Raw genomic sequence first — 19,017 nt, 5'->3', positions numbered from 1 at the left:
GTCATCTCCTCTTCGATCCGGCGCGCGAGCGCGTGCGAACGTCGGCGAGGCCGGCGTCGACCCGCTCGTCGAGGACGGCGACGATCTCGCGCTCGCCGACTCGCAGCACGACCGTGTCGCCGCGCTGCAACCCAGCCGCCTGTGTCTGCGCGGCCACGGCGGCGGCCGGTACGACCGGCGGGATCGCCGCGGTGCCCAGCCGCTCGGCGCCGGCCCGCACCGCGGCGAGCGCCTTGTCGGAACCGACCACGACGCCCGCACCGACCATCGCGCCGACCCGCTCGGTCTCCCGGCTCGGAGAGTGGATCTTCAGCCGGTCCTCGATCGAGTCGACGAGGACGTCGCCGAGTTTCTTCATCTGCTTTTGCAGCTCGGCCTCTTGCGCCTTCAGCCCGGTGAGGAATCCCTTACCGGCCTGCGAGCCCGCGTCGTACATCGCGTCGGCCATGGCGTTGCCGTACGACGTGCTGAGTTTCGCGCCGGACTTGGCGAGCGCGTTGATCTTCTTCACGTCGCCCGCCGACGCCCCCGCGACGAGCTGCGCGAGGTTGCTGTCAGGGCCGGCCGCGACGAGCTGCTGAATGACGGACTGTGACACCCCCTTCTTCTGCGCCGTCTTGATCAGCGACTGAAACCCGGCGAGCGACTGCTGCCGCCCCTGCATGCCCGAGATCAGGCCTCCGACGCTGGTCACGTCGCCCAGGTTGGACAGGGACATGTAGTCGGCCGCGCTCGACTTCTGATCGGCCGCCGCCTGCCGCGCGGTCGCCAACTTCCCGGCAACCGCGTCACGCTGCTTCGCGAGTGACTGCAACCTGCCCGAGGTCCGGCCCACCTGGTCGGCCAGTGCCCGGCCGGCCCGCCCCGTCTTGCGCAGGTCGTCGGCGAGTGACCGCGCCGCCTTCGCGATGTCCGACGCCGAGCCGGTCAGGCTCTTCGTGAATTGGCCCAGGTCGGTACCCACTTGCCTGCGGGCGGCCGCAGCCGCTTTCGTGCCGCTCGTGCCCTTCGCGAACCCGCGCAGCACGAGCCCGGCGGCCATGCCGAGCGAGGTGCGATGGTCGAACACCTCCGTGTCGCCGCCACCGAACCGGATGAGTTCCGGGCCCTGCTCGCCGACCCACGCGACCTCGCCCCGCTTGGGCCGGCCGCCCTTGGCGTATCCGCCGGGGCGGTTGTACGCCGAGGCGAGCGAGCCGTATCGGGACATCGCGTACCGCATCGAGGCATAGATGTTGGCCAACGGATCCCAGATGCCGCGCCCGGCGAGCTTGCCCGCGTACGCCGCGAACGTCGGACCGATCACCTGCATCAGTCCCTTGGACGGCACGCCGTTCTTCGCGTTGACGTCCCAATTGTTGATCGCGTGCGGGTTGCCACCGCTCTCCTGGTTCATCCGGCGCAACACGGTCGGCAGCAGCGATGCGGGCTGCCCGACCATCTTCAGTGCTTGCAGCACCACCGACGACCAGCGCTTGACGCCCGAGCCGCCGATGTCCCCCGACGAGCCGCCGAACATGCCCGTCGCGGCCTTGACCACCTTGTCTTTCAGGCTCGACAGCATCTTGAGCGGCACCTTGCCGATCATCTGCGCGAACCTGTTCTGACCGATCGCCGCGATCTTGCCGCGGACGAACCCGGTCGCCTTGTCCCACAGCCGGCCGGGGTGCGCGAGGAAGTCGGCGCCGTCCATGACGGCCGAGCCGATCGCCTTCGCCTTGTCGCCGATCCACCCCGCGACCTCTCCGACGACACCACCGTCGGCGAACTTCTGCACGGGCCCGGCCGGTAGCTCGCCGGTCCGGTTGATGTACTCCAGCGTCCCGAACCCGACCCGCCGGGCGCTGTCGCGCTTGACGACGAACTCGTCGGCCATCATCAGCGCCGGGATCGAGTCCTTGCCCGGGATGCCGCCACGCGTGCGGCCGCCCTCCTTCAGCAGCTTCGGCGCGGCCGGCAGCTTGCCGAGCCCGACAAACCCGGCCACTTTATCCCAAACGGCTTTTATCCCATGCGAGTACACCTGGTTCAGCACGAAGTTCACGGGCTTTTTCGTGATGGATTCGATCTTGCCGAACGCTTTGCCGATCGCCCGCTGCGCCGAGTCGAACGCGTCGCCGACCAGGTGCACGCCGGACTTGATCGAGTCGAACGCCGGTTTCAGTCCGCGCGTCCACAGCGTCGAGGCGGCCGAGCCGATCCCGTGAAGAGCCGGCGAGATCGCCGACCGGTACAGCCACGTCCCGGCCGCGCCGACGGCGTGCATGCCGGCCGTGAGCAGACCGAACACGGCTCGCACGCCGGACCACGTCCACACCGCGGCCGCGACGATGCCGTGCCACGCGGGCAGCAGCGCGGACCGGTACAGCCACACACCGGCCGCGCCCGCCACCCGCAGCACAGTGACGATCCCGGTCATGGTCGGTTTGATCCCGGCCGTGTACAGCCACACGGCGGCCGCCGCGATCCCGCGGAACGCAGGACTGAGCGCGCTGTTCCACAGCCACATCGCGCCGGCGGCGATCCCGCGGAACGCAGGACTGAGCGCGCTGTTCCACAACCACATCGCGCCGGCGGCGATCCCCTGAAAGGCGGGCTGTAGCGCGGTGGTCCACAGCCACCCGCCGACCGCGCCGACCAGCCGGAATGCCAGCACGAGCGGTGTGACCACCAGCACGGCGATGACGGCGACGAGCACCTTCGCGCCGGTCGCGATCGCCGAGAATGTCGGTGACAACACCGACGTCCACAGCCACGACGCGGCCGCGCCGACCGCTCGCAGCCCGGTCAGGAACCCTGCGAACCCGACTTGCAGGGCGCCCCACAGTGCATCCCAACCGACCTTGATCCCGGCCCAGGTGGCTTGCACGATCCCGCGGAACGTCTCGCTCTTCTTGTACGCGACGAACAGGGCCGTGCCGAGCGCGAGCAGACCGATCACGACGAGCGCGATCGGGTTCAACGCCATCACGGTATTGAGCGCGGCCTGCGCTGCTGTGAACCCGGCCGTCACGGTTTCCGCAACGGTGAGCGCGGTCACGCCGGCCCACGTGGCGGCCGTGCTGATCCCGGACGCGATCGCCGACGCGGTCAGCGCGAGCGTCAGACCACCGACCAGCACGGCGAGCGGGGACAGCCACACACCCCACGTGCGCAGCCACTGCACGCCGGCGGCGAACGCCCCGACGGCGCCCTTCACGGCGGGCACGAGCGTCGAGTCGACCACGCCCCCGACGAGCCGCACGGCGGGGAACACGTCGTCGTTCAGTGCCTGCCCGAACAGCCCGAGGCCGGGCAGCACGTACCGGGTGATGAGGTCGGACACGACGGCGAGCGTGCGCCGTTTGAACACCTCGAACGACGTCATCACCGGGTCGTGCAGCGTCGACGCCATGTCGCTAGCGGCACCACCGACCTTGCCCATAGCCGCCGTTGCCTTGCTCGGGTCGAGAGCCAGCAACGCGCCGCCGAGGTCTTCGGCTTGTGACCCGAACAGGGCGACCGCGGCCTGCGACTGCTTAACAGGGTCCTTGATCCCGCGCAGCCGGTCGAGGGTGAGCTGCAAAACGCCGTTCGCCGTCTTGCCACCCTTGGCGAACTTGCTCGCCATGTGGTCGGCGTCGAGCCCGAGCGCCTTGAACCCGGCCGCGGTCGTGTCCGATCCGTCGATCGCCCGGATCGAGAATTCTTTGATCGCGTCGGCGACGATGTCGCCGTCGCGGGCACCAGCCTGCAACCCCTGATTGATCAGGCCGATCCCGCCCGCAGCCGAGATACCAGCCTTACGCCACTGCGTGCCGTACTCGTTGACCGTGTCGATCAGGTCGCCGGCCTTGTCGGCGCCCGACTGGAACCCGGCCGTGAGCAGGTCGAACCCTTCTTTGCCGTTCTTGACGAGGCCGGTGCGGATCATCTGCCCGACCGCAGACGCCGACTCGTTGACGTCGACACCGAACGCCTCACTGAGCGCGAGGGCATCCTGCGTCAACCCCGCGATCGCCTTACGGGGCCCGTTGATCGAGGCGACGCTGTTCTGCTGCAACGCCTTGATCGCGTCGTTAACCTCGTCGATCGACTCGCCGTAGCCCTTGGCGTACACGCCCCCGGCGATCTTCCCGGCGCGCGCGGACTCCTTGTCGGACAGCCCGAGCCGCGCCGCCAGCAGCCCGGACGCGTTGTTCTTCTCGACCGCGTCGGCGAACCCGGCGGCGAACAGGCCGGCGGCGCCGGCCGCAACCGCGAGCGCGCCACCCTTCAGCACCCCGCCGATCCCGCTGAGGAATCCCTTACCGGCCTCCTCGCCCGAGTCCTGCCCGACGGGCTCGGACTGACCGCGAGTCCCCTCCTGCAACGCCCGGCCGAACCCCCGCGTCTCGGGGACGATGGACACGTACCCGACACCGACCTCGACCGGCATACCAGATCACCCCTTCGCGGGCAGCACCTGAGCGGTGATGTGTTCGTACGCGACGCGGGCCTGCGCCCGGCCCTGCTCGGCCGCCGCCTCGGATTCCTCCGGCAGCGGGTCGCCCGGCCGCCAGCCAGGCTTGGGCCACGGCATCGGCGGTTTCTTGGGGTCACGGTTGGCGTTCACGAACGCCGTGAACAGCAGCGCCAGCAGATCCCTGCTGTCGGCGGCCGCGTAGGTGTCGTGGCTCCACGCGTGACCGCTCACGGCACGCGACAAAGCCCCGCCCGGCGGCAGTCCCTCGACCATGACGCGCAGCCACCGCAGGGTGATCTCGCCTCGCCAGTACGCGGCGAGCGGGCCGCCCGGCCCGTACCCCGGGTAGTGGTGAGCGAGGTCCGCCTCGACGGCCTCGGGGTGCTCGCCGAGGACATCGAGGACGGTGTACGTCACGGACTCGACGACGTCCTCGCCGTCGCCTACCCCCTGGTAGGGCGCACTTTCTGCACCTTGTCCTGCGCCTCAGCACGGATGCCGACGTACAGCAGCGCGACGCCGTTGGCGTCGCCGCCGGCCGCGATGAACGCGTCGTACTGGTCGCCGAGCAGGATGCGGGCGGATGCCTCGTCGCCCTGCGCGGCGTTGAGGTCGCGCTGCATGTCGTCGGGCGTGAAGATCGGGTGCGGGAAGCTGAACACCTGCGGGTCGTCCTCGGGACCGACCTCGAACTCGACGCGCCCGTCGGGGACGTCGAGCGCGTCCTGATACTGCCGCTTCACGGTCTCCAGCCGGTACCGCGCCTTGCCGGGCTTGCTCATGATCGTGCCTTTCTCGGGTGAGCTGCGGGTGAGCATGCGTAAGGGCGGGGGACGGTCGGGGCTCACCCAGAACCGCCGTCCCCCGCCCGCTTGGTGGGGGCCAATCAGGCGGCGAGTGCGCGCCAGCCGGGCCCGTCGATCCACTCTTTTTGCGCGGTCTTCAGCACCGGGTCGCGGTACGCCTGCACCGTGACCGGCCACTGCGTCTCGGTGCTGCGGGCCCACTGCTGGTCGTCCTTGCTGGTGACCCGGGCCTTCGGGTAGTGCCTGACGATGTAGATTTCGCCGCCGTCGGTGCCGTAGTCCAGGCCGATGAAAAGCAGCCTGTAATAGGGCGTCTTGGGCACTGCCGGCCGGGTGATCGACCACGCCTCGCCGAGAGCGGGCAGCGCGTCGGCGCCGGCCAGCGACAGCCCCTTGTACATGCTCACGGCGGCTACGTTCGTCTCCTGCGGCACATACTGCGCGGTGAGCACCTCCGATTCGAGGTCGGACCGGGTCGGCTCGACGGACTGCGACGACGTCGTGTCCGTCATCGACACATCCGTCGTGAACGTCAGCCCGTCGTCGGTGGTGTAGCCGATCGCGGTGTAGCCGGCCGGCAGCGCGGCGAGCGTGCCATCGGCCGAGACGAACGGGGCGGTCACCGCCGGCGCCGTGTAGTCGGCCGCGTAGACCGCCTGCACGAGCTGCTTGCGGATGAGATCGGTCCTGAGCCCGTCGTCGAGGACGGGCGGGGTCGGTGTGCTCATGGTCCCTCCGTGGGAAACGCCCCGGCCGGCGCCCGGCCCGGGGTGCGATGTTCGGTGGCGGGTGAGCCAGTGATCAGGGGGCGAGCCGTGTGCCGCGCAGCGACACCTCGACGGCGAACGCGACCCGCGGCTGCTGACTCTCCGGGTCGGGCAGCGTGTTCGGGCCGCCGACCTCGACGACGTCGTACGCCACGGCACCCCGCCACCCCGGCATCGCGAACAGCAGCGCGCGAACGAGGGCAGCGAGGTCGGCCGCCGACTCTTCCGAGTCGCCCCAGCAGTGCACGTCGAGGCGCGGCCGGTCGGTGACCAGGTCGAGGCGGGTGCCGCCGACCCGCTCCAGGCGCACGAACCGGGCCGGGCGCGGCGACGGCACGCGGGTACCGACCGGCACGTCGGCGCCGCGAGCGACGAGGGCGTCACGCAGGTACGCCCGGACCAGCGCCACCGCGTCCGGGAACCCGACCGGAGCGCCCATCACTCGACCTCGCGGGCGGCGTCCAGGGCACGCAGCAGTGCCACCCGGGACACCTCGGGATCGTTGGTCGAGTAGTCGCCGATGACGGCACCGCGGACGCGCTTGTCGCCCGCCTCGACGTCGACTCGGTACTGCCCGCCGTCGGATGCCGCCGCCTCGGCCGCGGCCCGCGTCTTCCGCTCGATCAGCGCGTGCGTCTCGGGCGACTTGAGGAATCCGGCGATGTTCCGCCGGTTGAGTACGAACCTCGGTCGGGCCATGTGGTCACCCCTCGACGCTCTTGAGCCGGATCTCGTAGTGATGCAGCTCGACCGGCGAGGACGCCGGACCGGGCGGGCCGATCACCTCGAAGTGCAGCCCCTGCCAGTGCACCCGGTCCCCGCCATGCACCGTGAGAGGCTGCCCGGCGGTGTCGAACGGGTTGCAGAGCATGAGCCATTCGCCGATCTGCGCGTCACGCTGGTCGGTGTTCTCGGCCCCGGTGTTTTGCTGCATCCACGCGGCGACCTCGGCGCGGGTCGACGCCGACCAGTCGGCGACCGTGTTGCCGTACCGGTCGGTCGTGCTGCCGGGGTGCTCGACGTCGACGAGGTGCGGCAGCACATCACCGGGGATCACAGCAGCCGCCCGTATCCGACCGGCGACCACCCCGGCAGCCCCTCGTCGGCGAGCCCGACCGTGTACGCCGCGTCGGCGCCCGGATCGGTGACGTCCTCCGGGGTGAGCTGCGCTTTCTCATCGTCGGTGAGGTACAGCCCGCCGTCCTCGCCGAGCGACTCGGAGTATTGGCCGATCGTCCTCTGTCTGTATCCGCCGGGATTTGCCATCACCCGGCGGACGACCGCGACGCAGATCGCGCGCAGCGTGCCCTCGTCGGGGACGTAGCCGGTCGGGATGTGACGGGCCATGAGCGCCGACGCGTCGGCGAGGTACGCCTCGACCTGCGCGCGCCGCGGGCTGCCCTCCGGCAGGGTGACGGCGGCGCGCGCCTCGTAGTCAGCGACCGTCGCGAACGCCGCCACCGCCCTACTCCTCCCGCTCGATCACGCCGGCCGCCTCGCACGCCGCGATGATGTCCTCGCGGCTCGCGTTGGTGTCGTACTCGACGCCGCGCTGCTCGGCGAACTTCCGCCACGCGTCGATGCCCGAGCCGCGGCCCGCGCGGGGCGGGGCCTCGTCGCCGCCGGTGCCCGGGTCGGTGTAGCCGACCGGGCCCGGCTCGCCGTCGTCGCTGCTGTCGGCGTCGGTCTCCCACGCGTGATCGCCGATCCGCTTCGCGGTGTCGGCGGGCACCTCGGTGTCGGGCCCGAACCACTTGCCGTCGACGTGCACGAACCCTCGCAGCCGGCGCGCCATTACAGCACCACCGCCTTGAGCGTCAGGTCGGGCTCGCGGACGACGGGCATCCCGACGGCGGCCGCGTGCGTCCACAGCCTGACCGGATCCTTCGTCTTCCACGTGGCGGCGACGACGCCGGCCCGGCCGGCGACCGACGCGTACTCGGGTTCCATCGACTCGGCGGTCGTGCCGAGCAGGAACCCGCCGAGGTCGGTGGGGCTCGCCGCGTCGGTGGCACCCGGTTGCGGCAGGAACACGACGGCGTCGTCCGGCATGATCCGCTTCGGGGTGCCGTCGACGGACACGCGCGCGTCGTTGAGTTCGATCGGCGGCAGGTCGAGGGACGACAGCACGGTGTTGAGCTGCTCGACCGACACCATCGGCGCCGACCCCGACGGGGCGAGCGGGTAGACCTGCCGGACGACCTGGTCGCACTGGCGGAAGTTCGCGAGCACCGTGCGCGCCATCATCTGCGCGGCGGGCGGCGTGCCGTTCGTGTCGACGTAGGTCTGCACCCACGCCTCAAGGTCGTCGAGGGGGCGGGCGTTCGCGTGATCCGACCACAGCACGGCGGCGATCACTGAGTGCTCGGGCCGGCGGCCGAAGTCGACCGGGGCGAGCTGCACCCGGTTCTCGTTGATCGTGAACCGGGCGTCGGCGAGCGCCTCGCCCTTGCCCAGCTCGAACCGGGCGGCGATGTTCGTCGCGAGCCGGTAGGCGTCGCGGGCGATCGCCTGCCGCATCGGGTCGGCGTTGTCCAGGTTCCGAATCCTGAGCGAGTCGTACTCATTCAGCGGGATCTTTTCGCTGATCGGGGGCAGCTCGCCCATGACCTGCGCGACGCCCTCGCGGCGCCCGATCCGTGACTCGGTGTCCCACGACCGGTAGACGCTCGCCTCGGCGAGCCCGCCCGTGCCGCCCTTGGTGTACTTGAACGTGATGTCGTCGATCGTGACGTTCGGCAGCCACCGCGCGAGACCGAAACTGTTCACCTGCTGCTCGGCGAGCGACAGCCGCACGAGCGCAGTGAGTTCCTGCGGGTCGATGTACTCGGTGTCGAGGACCCATGCCATCTAGGCCACCCCCTTTCAGATGAACCGGATACGGCCGGCGACGTCCGCCTGCCCGGCGGCGTCGACGGCGACGGGCAGTCGGGCGCTGCGCACCTTGCCGTGCACGAACAGCGCGCCGGCGACGTCGACCGTGTTGTCGGCGGGCGCGCGGACGGCGGAATACAGGAACCCGACGAGCGTCTCGCGCCCGTCACCCGCGGCGCCGTCGTACGGGCCGTACTTGCCGGTCGCCGTGATCTGCCCGAGCGGGATACCGCTCTTGAAGTAGCCGGCCGGGTAGTGCGTGCCGGCCGTGAACGTCGACGTGTCGAGGGTGCAGGGCTCGGTCGCCTGCGTGCCGTGCTCGCTACCGAGCCACGACTGATCGTCCACCCCGAACGTCTGAGTCGTCAGACTCAGATCCATGGTGATCTTCTCCTAGGTCAAGGGTTGCTGGTGGTGCGCGGCTTACGCCCGAGCAGGTCCTCGAACAACGCGCTCGCGTCGACCTCGCCGCGCCGTGTCTTGCCGCGGCCGCTGCCATTGCGCGCGCCCTGGTAGCCGCCTCCGGGCCGACGCCGGCGTCGCGTGTCGCGCTCGTCCTGGTCGTCGTCTTCCTCGTCGTCCTTGCCGGACTTGGTCGGGGCGAGCTTGTCGACGAGCTTCGCGATCGCGTCGTCGTCGACCTCGCCGTCGTCGTCGACGTACCGCGCAAGGTTGATGTCCTCGACGACCTCGGCGGGGTCGGTGATGCGTCCCTTCGCTGCGGCGAGGAATGCCGACCGGGCGATACGCTCGCCGCCCTTGCGTCGTTCCTCGGCGCGGGCCGCTGCGACCGCCGCCTCGGTCTCGCTCATGCCCTCACGCCGGAGCCGTTCGAGCTCCTTCGCCGCCGCGGCGTTCTCCTTCGCGCGCCTCTCGTGCTTGCGCGCCTGCGCCTTCCACTTCTCGACCTCGTCGTTCGCGCCGCCGTCGCCGCCCTGGTCGCCGTCGTCGCCGTCGCCCGTGCCGGACCCGTCGCCGTCGCCGCCCTGGTCGCCGCCGTCACCCGCGCCGCCGTCGCCGCCCTGGTCGCCGCCGCCGTCGTCCGGGGCGCCGCCGAGGATCGGCCATATCGGCTGCGGCCCGTCCTCGCCGGGGCGCGGCTTGCGCCACCCGAGGGCGAGCTGTCCGGTACGGGCATGTCGAGGCAGTGTGCGCGCGTGCATGGTGGTGTCTCCCGTGTCGGGGTGGGGTGAGCGTGGGGTGCGCCGTGCCGGCGCGGTGTCACGAGCCGGGGATGTCTTTCGGGCCCGTGAAGTCGTGGCGTGCCACGGCGAGCAGCGGCCCGTATTCGCCGTGCTCGCGCGTGATGATGATCTTCCGATAGTCGGGTGTGCGGCCGCCCGCATCCGAGGCGCCGATCCCCTTAGCGATCGCGTCATGCGCCTCGCGCAGCAGCCGCTCGTCGATGATCTGCCCCGGGTCGCGGTCGCCCTTGATCGGCACCGGTTTGCAGTTACAGCCCGGATGGATCGGCATGAGTTTCTCGACCCGGTACCGCTGCGTCGACGCGATGGTGCACAGCGCGCAGTTACCCGGGCCGCGCAGGTCGCGGCGGAAGAACCTCACCCCGCCCCGCTGCATGGACTGCCGTGCAGCGTGGGTGCGGGCGAGTTGCATGTCGGTCTCGGTGATGGACAGCAGCCGTGTGCGCGCCTCGCCGAGCGCCGCGGCGTACGCCTTGCCCTTACTCAGCGCGGTGTACGCCGTGACGAACGGACGCCGGTACACCTCGGCCGGCTCGACGCCGCGCAGCGCCTCGGGCAGCTCGACGCCCGCCGCCGGCGTCGACACGCCGAGCATGTCGCCGATCATCGCGGACAGGTACGCGTCGGTGATCTGCCCCATGTGCTGCTGCGCGGCGAGCACGGTCGGCAGTACCTGCTCGACGAACGCCTCGGCGTCACGGTCCCGGTAGCCGCCGAGACTGTCGAACGCGTCGAGAACGAACGTGACCACCCTGTCGCGCAGTGACGTCGACAGGGCGTCGTACCGCTCGGTGAGCGCCGCCTGTAGCGCCTCACTGGCCATCGGCCGCCGCCGTCTCGTCGGGCAGGTTGCCCGCGGTCGGCGCCGGGTTCGCCGGCAGCAGCGATGCGGCGAGCAGCTTTGCGGCCGCCGCACCCGAGGTGATCCGGCGTACCTGCTGCGGCGTCTCGCCGAGCCGCTCGGCGATCACGTCGAGCGGATAGCCGATGCTCGACAGCTTCGTCGCGGCGTCCGCCATCACAGCCGGGCTGAAATACTGCGGGTCGGCCCAACGCACAGTCGCCTCGGTGTAGTCGTCGAGTACGCCGGCCTGCGCCGCGGCGAGACTCATCACGTCCTCAAGCCCCTCGCCGAACGCCGCGATGTGCTCGCGCACCTTCGCGACGTGCATCACGTCGAGCGCGGCGATCGCGTCCGCGCTGATGTTGACCAGGTCACTGCCGTAGTAGTACGCGGGTGTCTGACTGATGATCAGCATGTCGCGCACGTCGGCCGCGTGCTCGTCGAGGAACGGCCGCAGGTCGGTCGCGTCCAACTGGCCGAACTGCGCATTCTCGCCCTCGGACGCCCATATGTTGCCCGGGCCGGGCACGAACGGCTGCTCGACCGTGACGAGCCCGGTCGCCGGGTCCGTACGCTTCGCGAACTTGTGCCCCTTGATCCACGCTTGCCGGAACCCGCTGTACCGGCTCGCAGCCATCCGGTTAAGGATCCCGAGATTCAGCCGGTCCTGCCCGTCCATCACGCAAGCGAATTCCGGCTCGGGATCCTCGCCGAGGTCTGGCATACGCGCGAACTCGACGAGCGGCAGCCTGCCGAGGCCGTGCGGCTCGCCCTCGTCGTCGCCGACGTACTCCCATGAGTCCGGGCCCCACGGCAGCCGGCCGGCGGCGCGCTCTTTCGTCCGGTACGGAAACGAGGTGTCGTCGTACAGCACCCGCGCGTACCCGTAGCCGTCGAGATCGGAGTGCCACGCCTTGAGCCCGACGACCGGCTCGCCGGTCTCCGGGTCGTACTCGACGATGCACTCGCTCGGGTGCTCAGCCGTGATCAGCGGGCTCGGGCGGCCGTTGTCCTCGACGCGGGTCGGGTGCGGACCGACGAGCATGTACCCCGTCGACTGCGCCATCGCGCACCGCCACACTTGCTTCTGCCGCGAGTCGAGCCGGTTGAGCTGCCACCACCGCGACGCGTTGTCGTCCGGGGTGCCATCCGGGCCGGTCACGCCGAGGGCGAGCAGCCGGTGAACCGAGGCATTCGCGATGACTGCGCAGAAGTTCGTACGTGCCTTCCGCTGGAACTCCTCGAACGCCTGTTGTGCGTTCTTCGGGAGCTGCGGCATCGGCGGCCGCCCCCGGTAGTACCGCCACCACTCGTCGAGCACACCCTGCCGGCGGCGCAGCCGGCGGCCGAGTCGCAGCAGCATGAAGTCGGGATTGTCGAGATCAGGTGTCTCGTCGAGCACGGGATCCCCTCTCTCAGAACGTCCCGCCGAACATGGACTCTTCCTCGGCCCCGACGCCCTTCGCGATCGCGTCGAGGCGGCACTGCCACGCCAGCACCGCGGCGACCGCGGCGTCGATCTTCTTCGGGCTGTCCGGGTGCGCCTTGCCGATCTGCAACCCGGAGCGGCCCGGCCGGCGGCGGGCATTGACCAGGTGCCGCACGAGCGCCGACGAGCCGTCGTGCGTCAGCTCGCCTTCGGTCAGCGCGGTGTGGAACTGCTCCAGCGCCCGCACGATCAGCACCGACCGGCCGCCGGTCATCCACCATTCGATGGGGTGGGTCCGGGTCGCCTGCACGAGCAGCCGAGGCCCGTATGCCGCCTCCCAATCCGCCACGTGCGACTCCCACTTGGCGGGGTCGGCATAGAGCCCGACGACGTCGTACGTCTCGAACGCCTCAGCGATCGTGGCGAGCACCTCGACGACCGGCACCTGCCACTCGGCCGGCTTGCCGTCCGGGCCGACCGGCATCCGCTCGGGCTGCTCCCACACCCCGATCGTGAACAGGTGCCCGTCGGACAGCCGGCAGCCGATCAGCGCGGTCGCGTCCGTGACGCCCCGCGCCCGCTTCCGCGAGCCGTCGAACCCGAGCACGATCCGGTCGCCCGGCTCGACCCGCTTGCCGAGGTCCGACGACGCGCGCACCTCGGGCTCGGTCAGCCACGCATCCGCGGCGTGCGTGATCTGGTTCAGGAAGTCCGCGCGGAGATCCTGCACGTCGTTCGAGGTGTCGTAGAAGTCGGACGTGATCCGCTCGATCGGCGACCAGCCGGGCGGGCACGGCGGATCGTGCAGCACGCACCCGTCGGGGTGATCGCTGCTGTCGCCGTACGCGTACCGCAGGCCGGCGACGAGCGACCGCTCGTCGGTCATGTCCGTGTCGGGCGGCGCCTCCCGGTGGTCGACGAGGATGCCCCGCGCCCGCGACCGGCCGTCGAGGATCGCCTGATAGTCCGCCGCCGACTGCTCGGCGACGGACCCCTCGCCCGGCGTGAAAGCATTCGGCGTCTCGATCAGGCTGCCGCCGATCTTCGTCGCGTTGAACCGCATGGTCCGGGCGAGCTTGATCCCGCCGTTCGACGCCTTCCACTCCTCGGTCTGATCCAAGCTTGAGAAGCACGCCGGGTCGCCCTTCGCGCTGGTCGCGCTCGACGTGATCGGGCTGATCTCGCCGCGCGGCAGATAGATCACGGTGTCGAGGACGTCGAGCCCGTAGTCGGCCGCGAGCGACCCGCCGCGCGCCATCTCCAGCAGCGGTATCCACGTGTTGTCGGTCTGCTGCTCGGTCACCGCGGCGATACGCACGAGCGGCGTCCGCACCGAGTGCCACGGCCGGCCGACCGGCTCGCCGTCGGCGTCGAACCCGTCGGCGACGACGTCGGCGCACGCCTCGGCGAGCGCGATCGCTCCGACGAACGGGCTCTTCCCCCACCCGCGCGGCCGCGACAGCAGCGCGCGGTGAATGACCCGGCGCCCGGTGACCGGGTGCACCTCGTAGTACCGCAGCAGAAACTCGGCCTGTTCCTGCGTCGGCAGGAACGGCGCGCCATCGTCGCGGCCGGGCTGCGCAAGGTTGGCCATCATCCAGTCGAGGACGTAGTACCCGAGCGTCGGACGCTCGCCCTCGTACTCCGGGCCGCGCCACGGCATGACGCCCCCTCTACGTGCCCTTGCCGGTCTTCCCGCCCGGCAGCGACCGCAGGTTCCCGTAGCGCTCCCGCGCCGACGGCCCGCCCGACCGGCCGCTGCCGCCGTCGGCGCCGTCCGCCTCGGCGAACACCATCCGCAGCCGCGCCCGCGCGCTCGGCGTCGCCCCGAACTCGGCGACGCGCAGCCGCAGCTCGCCGGCGAGCGACAGGTTCCCGGACCAGTACCGGGCGTGGATCAGCGCGGTGTCGAGCAGGTACTGCCAGTCGGACGACCCGAAGTGCTCGGCCTGCGGCGAGTCGATCCACATCTGCCACCACTCGCGGGTGCGCCCCGGCCACACGAACTCGCGCAGTTCGCCGTCGCGTTCGATCTCGAACGTCGGCAGCTCGGGCGGCTCGGCGCGCTCCCATCGCAGCACCGTTTGCGCGACCGTGTCGGCGTTCCTGCGGACCTTGCGCGCCTTCGGGGCCGGCCCGTTGCCTGCCATCACTCGCCCCCCTTCACCGCGCGCACCTCGGCGCACGTCGGCGAGTCTCGGCGCACAGCCCAGTCGAGCCGTTCAATCCCGCAGCGCGAGCAGCGCTGCGGATCCTGATAGTCGACGTGATGGAAGTCGTGTCCGTACTGCTCCCAGTACGCCCGAGCACGCTTAGCGGCCTCGACGATCTCGCCCCAGTCGCGCAGCTGGTCGAGGCCGAGCGCATCGGTGATCTCATCCATGCGATCGACGTCGGCGACGAGTTCGAGCGGCTCGGGCAGCGGCACCTCGTTCGCCGGGATCTCGACAGTCTCGGCCGTGACGATCACTCCCCGCGCGCCGAGCATCTCGGCCGCCTCGCGCCAACGGGTGCTCATCAGTTGGTCGCCGTTCCCGGGTCGGCTCACCCATCGGTCCGCGGCGCACTGGTCGACGACCAGAGCGAACGGCGGCCGCGAGTCGTCGACGCCCTCGGGCAGTTGCAGGATCTGCAGGCGTGCCATGTCAGCACCTCCCCCGGTCGAGGAATGAGCGAATGCCGGCCGCGGTGACCGAGTGGCCGATCGAGCCGTCGTCGTCGCGTATCTGCCACGGCTCGGCGATGACGTCTCGCCACTCGCCGTCGCGCTTCACGGCGACAACGATCACGTTGTCTTCGGTCCGCAGGTCGACGCCGTCGATCCGGACCGGACGGCGAAACCATGCGAGGCGCAAGGCGCGCAGCCAACTGCGGCGCTCGGGTGTATCCGTCATGTGCTGTGCCTCCCGTGTCGGGTGCGCCGCAGCGCGCCCGTGTCGGGCCGCTACAGCAGAGAGTCGATGACGTGCTGCACGTCGCCGAGCCGGCGAGGCGTGTCGCCCCACGACCGGCCCGTGACCGCGATGTACCGGCCGGTGCCGTACACCTCGACCGAGCCCGAGCCGACCGTCATGCGCCGCCCGCTGCCCGGCAACCGACCGCGGCCCCACACGTGGAGTCCAGTGCCGGACTGCGACACCTCGACCCACGTGCCGCCGCCGACCGAGTCGACAATGCGCTGCGCCCACGGCAGCAGCTCGCCGTCGACGAGCGCGTGATCGAGGTCGAGGCACACGATGCCGTCGCCGTCGAGGACGAACCCGAGGCCGACGCCGGCCGTGCTCGCCGCCGCGTACGCGTACCGCGACCAGGTCGCCGGGTCCGTACTGCTCGCCGGCTCGGCGTGCACGGTGAGCGGCACCTTGCGCGCGGTGTGCCGTACCCATCGCGGCCGGCGCGTCAGCTCGGCCGGGATCGTGCGGGTCGCCCGGTGCGCGGCCGCCCGGCACACCGGCCGGCAGAACCGCGCGTGCGACCGGGCCGTGATCGGCATCGGTCCCTCGCAGTGCTCGCAGCAGCGCCTCGTCGTCATACGTCCATGATACCGCCGCGTACGCTTTCAGCGCTCTGACCTGCATGTATCAGGTTCGTACCGATGGGGCGGCAGGCTGAGAGGCGATCTGCGGCACCCCTACCGCCCGCCATCGAATCAGCCTGCCGCACCCCTGCGCGCCCCGCAGCGCGCCGCCCACGCCCCGCAGCGTGGCCGTTTTCCCCAGACCCGTACAGAACCAGCCCCACAGCACCTCCCGAGGCCCAGGCGGGGCGGGGAGGGGAGTCACCCCCCAGGGGGCGTGATCGCCCGGCAGGCGGCCGTACAGAGCCTCGGGGGGTCAGATCAGTCCCGGGTGCCGTTCGGCCGGCCGGCGCATGCGCACCGACCAGCGGGCCGCGTTGCCCTCGCGGCTGCTCTTGAGCGCGTGGTGGTCGCGGCACAGCGCTTGCAGGTTCTCGGGCCGGTGGTCGTTGCCGGGCCTGATGTGGTCGACGTCGGTGGCGGCGCGGCCGCACACGGTGCTGTCCTCGTGCCAGCGGCAGCGGTACTCGTCGCGGGCGAGGACGTAGGCGCGGCGCTCGGGCCAGTCGTCGGGCAGCTCGTGCCGTCGTGTGCTGCCGGCCCATCCGCCGCTCACTGCCTGCCCTCGTCGTCGTCGTACTCGTCGCCGCGGCCGTCGTCGTACGGCTCGGCTCGTTCGGTGGTGGCGTCGAGGCTGATGCCGTCGAGGTCGCGGCCGTAGCCGAATGGTGTCGGCCGGTCCGGTGCGGTCGGCGGTGCGACCGTCTCGTACAGCCGGCGTGCCGTGTCTGCGAGCAGCGCGAGGGATCGGGCGGTGTCGTCCTTCGGGCCGGTGTCTGCCTCGACCTCGACCTCGCGTGTCCCGTCGGACAGGCGTACGCGCATGGGGCGGTGTCCTCCCGTCCGGGGGTGAGGCGTCGATGGGCCGGGGGGTGGTGCCGCGCAGTGCAGGGGGCGCAGCCAGCGACCCGCACTTGATCGTGTGGGTGCCTGCACTGCGCGGGGTGTGGGCGGCGCCGCCTCGGTGTGGGCGGCGCCGTGCCGGTCGAGGGTGGGATGCCCGGCCGGCCGTGTGGGGGAATGACGAGCGCCCCGCGGCGGTGGCCTGCGGGGCGTCGTGTGGTCTGTCGTTCGGTGTCTGGGCACGGCGAACTTGGGCCCCAGAGTGCGACAGGTTCGGCGGGATTGCAAGCGGGGTGGCGGCTGAGAGAGCGGCTCGGCGCGCCTGCTACTACCGGTGGGGTCTCTCTCTACAGCCACCCCCTAGTGGAGGGGAGGGGAGGGGACCACGCGCGCGCGAGGGACCGGGGAGTCCCCGGGGGACAGAACGCGGTGACCTGCGGTGATGCCCGTAGATTGGATTCGTTTCGCACTCAGTCTGGCGTCGAACTGCGTTCAGTTTGGCGTCAGTTCGTGCGGAGAATGCTTGCGGAATGCAGCGATCCGGGGGCGTGGCGGAGGGTGCGGCAGGGGGCTACTGGCCGGTTCGAACCGTTATCAACTCGATATCCATGCGGGGTGGTTGCGGTCCCTGCGAGCACGAGTACGCCCCGCCCGGCAAGGTGCCGAACGGGGCGTCGTGCGAGGTGTCGTGTCGCCTACTCACAGCCGTAGGAGGATCACGGTGCCGGCGACCAGCGATGCGAGTCCGATCGGACCGAACAGGTCCAGCGCGTAACCGGCGCCGGCCTGTGCGCCGCGGAACAGCTCGCCTGCCGTAGCGCGCGCCGAGTGCGCAGCGCGGGTGATCGGGTGCGTCATGGGATCGCTCTCACTGCTCGGGTTCGTCGACGGTCACGACGAGCTGCCGCACCTTGCCGCCGAACGACAGCCGCCCGTGCGGGACGTCGCTGCCCTTCGCACCGGCCGCGTAGGCGTCGGCGACGAATGCGGCGATCTCGTCGAGGGTGAGGAACTTGCCGGCGGGCACGTGCTCGATCTTCTTAGGCACCGGTTGTCCCTTCCGCGTCGCGGGTGGCGCGCAGCATGGCGACGAGGTCGCGCACGCCACGGGCGCCGAGCGGGTGTGTGATGCCGGCCTCGATGAGCGCCTCGTCGACGGCGTCGAGGTCGGCGCGCAGCCGGGTCACCTCGGCGGCGCGCGCCTCGGGGGTGCGTAGTGCGTCGACGAGGCGCACGAACACCTCGACGTTCTCGTCGGCGATGCCGAGCCGGTCGGCGGCCTGCTCGGGCGTCAGATAGGCCATGTGGATCCTCCGTTGGTGTGGCGCGTCCGGATCATCTCGCAGCGGCGCCCCGTACCGCGAGTGTGGCGGTACGGGGCGCAGGTGTGGCGGGGCGTTGCTACTCGGTGTCGCCGCCGGCCCGTTCGACGGCGTCCCGCACGCGTCGATACGTGTCGTCGCTGATCTCGCCCTGCGCGTGCAGCGCGTCGAGTGCGCCGCCGGCGTTGTGCTCCATGGTGCGGCCGTCGACGTCGGACGCTGTGAGGATCCGGGCGATCGTTTCGAGGTCGATCTCGCCGTCGCCGTACATGGTGATCAGCTCGCCGAGCGCGTACCCCGCTGCTGTGGGTACGAGGCGCGGCCGGTATCCGTACGGGCGCCGTGCACGCGGCTGTGTGCCCTGGGGGCCGGTGTGGTCGGTCAAGGATTCCTCCGGTGTTCTGCGGCGCGGGCCGGTAGGGCTGACCCAGCCTGCCAGATGGTCGAGTGTGGCGGGGTGGTGTGGCGCTACTGCTGCGGCCGCTTCGGGGTGCCGGGCACCGGCCGCGGCTCCCTCTTGAACCACCCACCGCGCGAGGCGCTGTAGTCCGTCTCGTGACCCTTGAGGCGCGGGTCGTCCTTGCTGATCGGCTTCGGGAAACCGAGCGGTGCCATGATGGGTGTCTCCTGTCTCGTGAGCGGGATAGGTGACCGGGGGCGGGCCGGTGTCTTGGCGGATGCGGCCCGCCCTCGGGGCATGTGTGGGATCAGCCGTCGAAGTGCTCGGCGGTGACGGGCGCGGTGTCCGGCATCGGGGTGTCGGCCGGCTGCGGCCAGACCGAGCAGCGGCGCGGCCCGTCGTAGTACGAGTGTTCGGCGCGGTTCTGCGCGAGTAGGGCGGCGGCGAGCTTGGCGGTGTCGTCGCCGACGAGCGTGAGCGTTCCGCGGCTCATGCGGCGACCGGTG

At 71.1% G+C, this 19,017-nt stretch carries 27 protein-coding genes; all 27 read right to left on the bottom strand.

Going from position 1 to position 19,017, the window contains the following annotated elements; translation table 11 throughout:
• Window position 1: 1 nt before the first annotated feature.
• Window positions 2-4,417 carry a phage tail tape measure protein gene (locus ACF1BE_RS19930; RefSeq protein ID WP_392200369.1) on the bottom strand — a complete coding sequence of 1,472 codons (4,416 nt, stop codon included), beginning with the start codon at window positions 4,415-4,417 and terminating at the stop codon, window positions 2-4.
• A gap of 6 nt (window positions 4,418-4,423) precedes the next feature.
• Window positions 4,424-4,861, bottom strand: coding sequence for a hypothetical protein (locus tag ACF1BE_RS19925; RefSeq protein ID WP_392200368.1), 438 nt, complete (start codon window positions 4,859-4,861; stop codon window positions 4,424-4,426).
• Window positions 4,862-4,887: 26 nt separating this feature from the next.
• Window positions 4,888-5,226 carry a hypothetical protein gene (locus ACF1BE_RS19920; protein ID WP_392200367.1) on the bottom strand — a complete coding sequence of 113 codons (339 nt, stop codon included), beginning with the start codon at window positions 5,224-5,226 and terminating at the stop codon, window positions 4,888-4,890.
• Window positions 5,227-5,330: 104 nt separating this feature from the next.
• On the bottom strand, window positions 5,331-5,978 hold the full coding sequence (locus ACF1BE_RS19915; protein WP_392200366.1) for a phage tail protein: 648 nt from the start codon (window positions 5,976-5,978) through the stop codon (window positions 5,331-5,333).
• 73 nt (window positions 5,979-6,051) lie between these two features.
• Complete coding sequence (locus tag ACF1BE_RS19910; RefSeq protein WP_392200365.1) at window positions 6,052-6,456, bottom strand: hypothetical protein; 405 nt, start codon at window positions 6,454-6,456, stop codon at window positions 6,052-6,054.
• A complete protein-coding gene (locus ACF1BE_RS19905) occupies window positions 6,456-6,716 on the bottom strand; it encodes a hypothetical protein (protein ID WP_392200364.1) in 261 nt (86 codons plus the stop codon). Before ACF1BE_RS19905 ends, ACF1BE_RS19910 begins: the two co-directional genes overlap by 1 nt.
• Window positions 6,717-6,720: 4 nt before the next feature.
• On the bottom strand, window positions 6,721-7,074 hold the full coding sequence (locus tag ACF1BE_RS19900) for a hypothetical protein (protein ID WP_392200363.1): 354 nt from the start codon (window positions 7,072-7,074) through the stop codon (window positions 6,721-6,723).
• Window positions 7,071-7,478 (bottom strand): hypothetical protein, encoded by a 408-nt coding sequence (locus tag ACF1BE_RS19895; RefSeq protein ID WP_392200362.1) that lies wholly within the window; start codon window positions 7,476-7,478, stop codon window positions 7,071-7,073. Before ACF1BE_RS19895 ends, ACF1BE_RS19900 begins: the two co-directional genes overlap by 4 nt.
• A 4-nt stretch (window positions 7,479-7,482) precedes the next feature.
• Window positions 7,483-7,812: a hypothetical protein gene (locus tag ACF1BE_RS19890; RefSeq protein WP_392200361.1), complete on the bottom strand. Its 330-nt coding sequence runs from the start codon at window positions 7,810-7,812 to the stop codon at window positions 7,483-7,485.
• Window positions 7,812-8,867: a major capsid protein gene (locus tag ACF1BE_RS19885; RefSeq protein WP_392200360.1), complete on the bottom strand. Its 1,056-nt coding sequence runs from the start codon at window positions 8,865-8,867 to the stop codon at window positions 7,812-7,814. The genes ACF1BE_RS19890 and ACF1BE_RS19885 overlap by 1 nt, the downstream gene beginning before the upstream one ends.
• 15 nt (window positions 8,868-8,882) lie before the next feature.
• On the bottom strand, window positions 8,883-9,272 hold the full coding sequence (locus ACF1BE_RS19880) for a head decoration protein (protein ID WP_392200359.1): 390 nt from the start codon (window positions 9,270-9,272) through the stop codon (window positions 8,883-8,885).
• A 17-nt stretch (window positions 9,273-9,289) separates the two neighbouring features.
• Window positions 9,290-10,054: a hypothetical protein gene (locus tag ACF1BE_RS19875; protein WP_392200358.1), complete on the bottom strand. Its 765-nt coding sequence runs from the start codon at window positions 10,052-10,054 to the stop codon at window positions 9,290-9,292.
• 58 nt (window positions 10,055-10,112) lie between these two features.
• Window positions 10,113-10,919, bottom strand: a complete 807-nt coding sequence (locus ACF1BE_RS19870; RefSeq protein WP_392200357.1) for a hypothetical protein — start codon at window positions 10,917-10,919, stop codon at window positions 10,113-10,115.
• Entirely contained in the window at window positions 10,909-12,342 is a 1,434-nt protein-coding gene (locus tag ACF1BE_RS19865; RefSeq protein ID WP_392200356.1) for a phage portal protein, read from the bottom strand. The genes ACF1BE_RS19870 and ACF1BE_RS19865 overlap by 11 nt, the downstream gene beginning before the upstream one ends.
• Before the next feature lie 13 nt (window positions 12,343-12,355).
• Window positions 12,356-14,032: a terminase gene (locus ACF1BE_RS19860; RefSeq protein ID WP_392200355.1), complete on the bottom strand. Its 1,677-nt coding sequence runs from the start codon at window positions 14,030-14,032 to the stop codon at window positions 12,356-12,358.
• 10 nt (window positions 14,033-14,042) lie between these two features.
• Entirely contained in the window at window positions 14,043-14,519 is a 477-nt protein-coding gene (locus tag ACF1BE_RS19855; protein ID WP_392200354.1) for a hypothetical protein, read from the bottom strand.
• Window positions 14,519-15,013 carry a hypothetical protein gene (locus ACF1BE_RS19850; protein ID WP_392200353.1) on the bottom strand — a complete coding sequence of 165 codons (495 nt, stop codon included), beginning with the start codon at window positions 15,011-15,013 and terminating at the stop codon, window positions 14,519-14,521. The genes ACF1BE_RS19855 and ACF1BE_RS19850 overlap by 1 nt, the downstream gene beginning before the upstream one ends.
• 1 nt (window position 15,014) lies before the next feature.
• Window positions 15,015-15,263: a hypothetical protein gene (locus tag ACF1BE_RS19845; protein WP_392200352.1), complete on the bottom strand. Its 249-nt coding sequence runs from the start codon at window positions 15,261-15,263 to the stop codon at window positions 15,015-15,017.
• A 50-nt stretch (window positions 15,264-15,313) separates the two neighbouring features.
• Window positions 15,314-15,901 carry a DNA primase gene (locus ACF1BE_RS19840; RefSeq protein ID WP_392200351.1) on the bottom strand — a complete coding sequence of 196 codons (588 nt, stop codon included), beginning with the start codon at window positions 15,899-15,901 and terminating at the stop codon, window positions 15,314-15,316.
• A gap of 301 nt (window positions 15,902-16,202) precedes the next feature.
• Window positions 16,203-16,502: an HNH endonuclease gene (locus ACF1BE_RS19835; protein WP_392200350.1), complete on the bottom strand. Its 300-nt coding sequence runs from the start codon at window positions 16,500-16,502 to the stop codon at window positions 16,203-16,205.
• The gene (locus ACF1BE_RS19830; RefSeq protein WP_392200349.1) at window positions 16,499-16,771 is read right to left on the bottom strand and encodes a hypothetical protein; all 273 of its coding nucleotides are present in this window, start codon (window positions 16,769-16,771) and stop codon (window positions 16,499-16,501) included. Before ACF1BE_RS19830 ends, ACF1BE_RS19835 begins: the two co-directional genes overlap by 4 nt.
• A gap of 717 nt (window positions 16,772-17,488) precedes the next feature.
• On the bottom strand, window positions 17,489-17,647 hold the full coding sequence (locus ACF1BE_RS19825) for a hypothetical protein (RefSeq protein ID WP_392200348.1): 159 nt from the start codon (window positions 17,645-17,647) through the stop codon (window positions 17,489-17,491).
• A gap of 10 nt (window positions 17,648-17,657) precedes the next feature.
• Window positions 17,658-17,837, bottom strand: a complete 180-nt coding sequence (locus tag ACF1BE_RS19820; protein ID WP_392200347.1) for a hypothetical protein — start codon at window positions 17,835-17,837, stop codon at window positions 17,658-17,660.
• Window positions 17,830-18,093 carry a hypothetical protein gene (locus tag ACF1BE_RS19815; RefSeq protein WP_392200346.1) on the bottom strand — a complete coding sequence of 88 codons (264 nt, stop codon included), beginning with the start codon at window positions 18,091-18,093 and terminating at the stop codon, window positions 17,830-17,832. Before ACF1BE_RS19815 ends, ACF1BE_RS19820 begins: the two co-directional genes overlap by 8 nt.
• A gap of 97 nt (window positions 18,094-18,190) precedes the next feature.
• Window positions 18,191-18,496 carry a hypothetical protein gene (locus ACF1BE_RS19810; RefSeq protein ID WP_392200345.1) on the bottom strand — a complete coding sequence of 102 codons (306 nt, stop codon included), beginning with the start codon at window positions 18,494-18,496 and terminating at the stop codon, window positions 18,191-18,193.
• Window positions 18,497-18,579: 83 nt separating this feature from the next.
• Window positions 18,580-18,726 carry a hypothetical protein gene (locus tag ACF1BE_RS19805; RefSeq protein WP_392200344.1) on the bottom strand — a complete coding sequence of 49 codons (147 nt, stop codon included), beginning with the start codon at window positions 18,724-18,726 and terminating at the stop codon, window positions 18,580-18,582.
• A gap of 92 nt (window positions 18,727-18,818) precedes the next feature.
• The gene (locus tag ACF1BE_RS19800; protein ID WP_392200343.1) at window positions 18,819-19,004 is read right to left on the bottom strand and encodes a hypothetical protein; all 186 of its coding nucleotides are present in this window, start codon (window positions 19,002-19,004) and stop codon (window positions 18,819-18,821) included.
• Window positions 19,005-19,017: the final 13 nt, after the last annotated feature.

Origin of the sequence: Streptomyces sp. NPDC014991 (assembly GCF_043080665.1) — a bacterium.
Taxonomy (GTDB): Bacteria; Actinomycetota; Actinomycetes; order Streptomycetales; family Streptomycetaceae; genus Streptomyces.
This window is presented reverse-complemented; position numbering and strand designations above follow the sequence as displayed.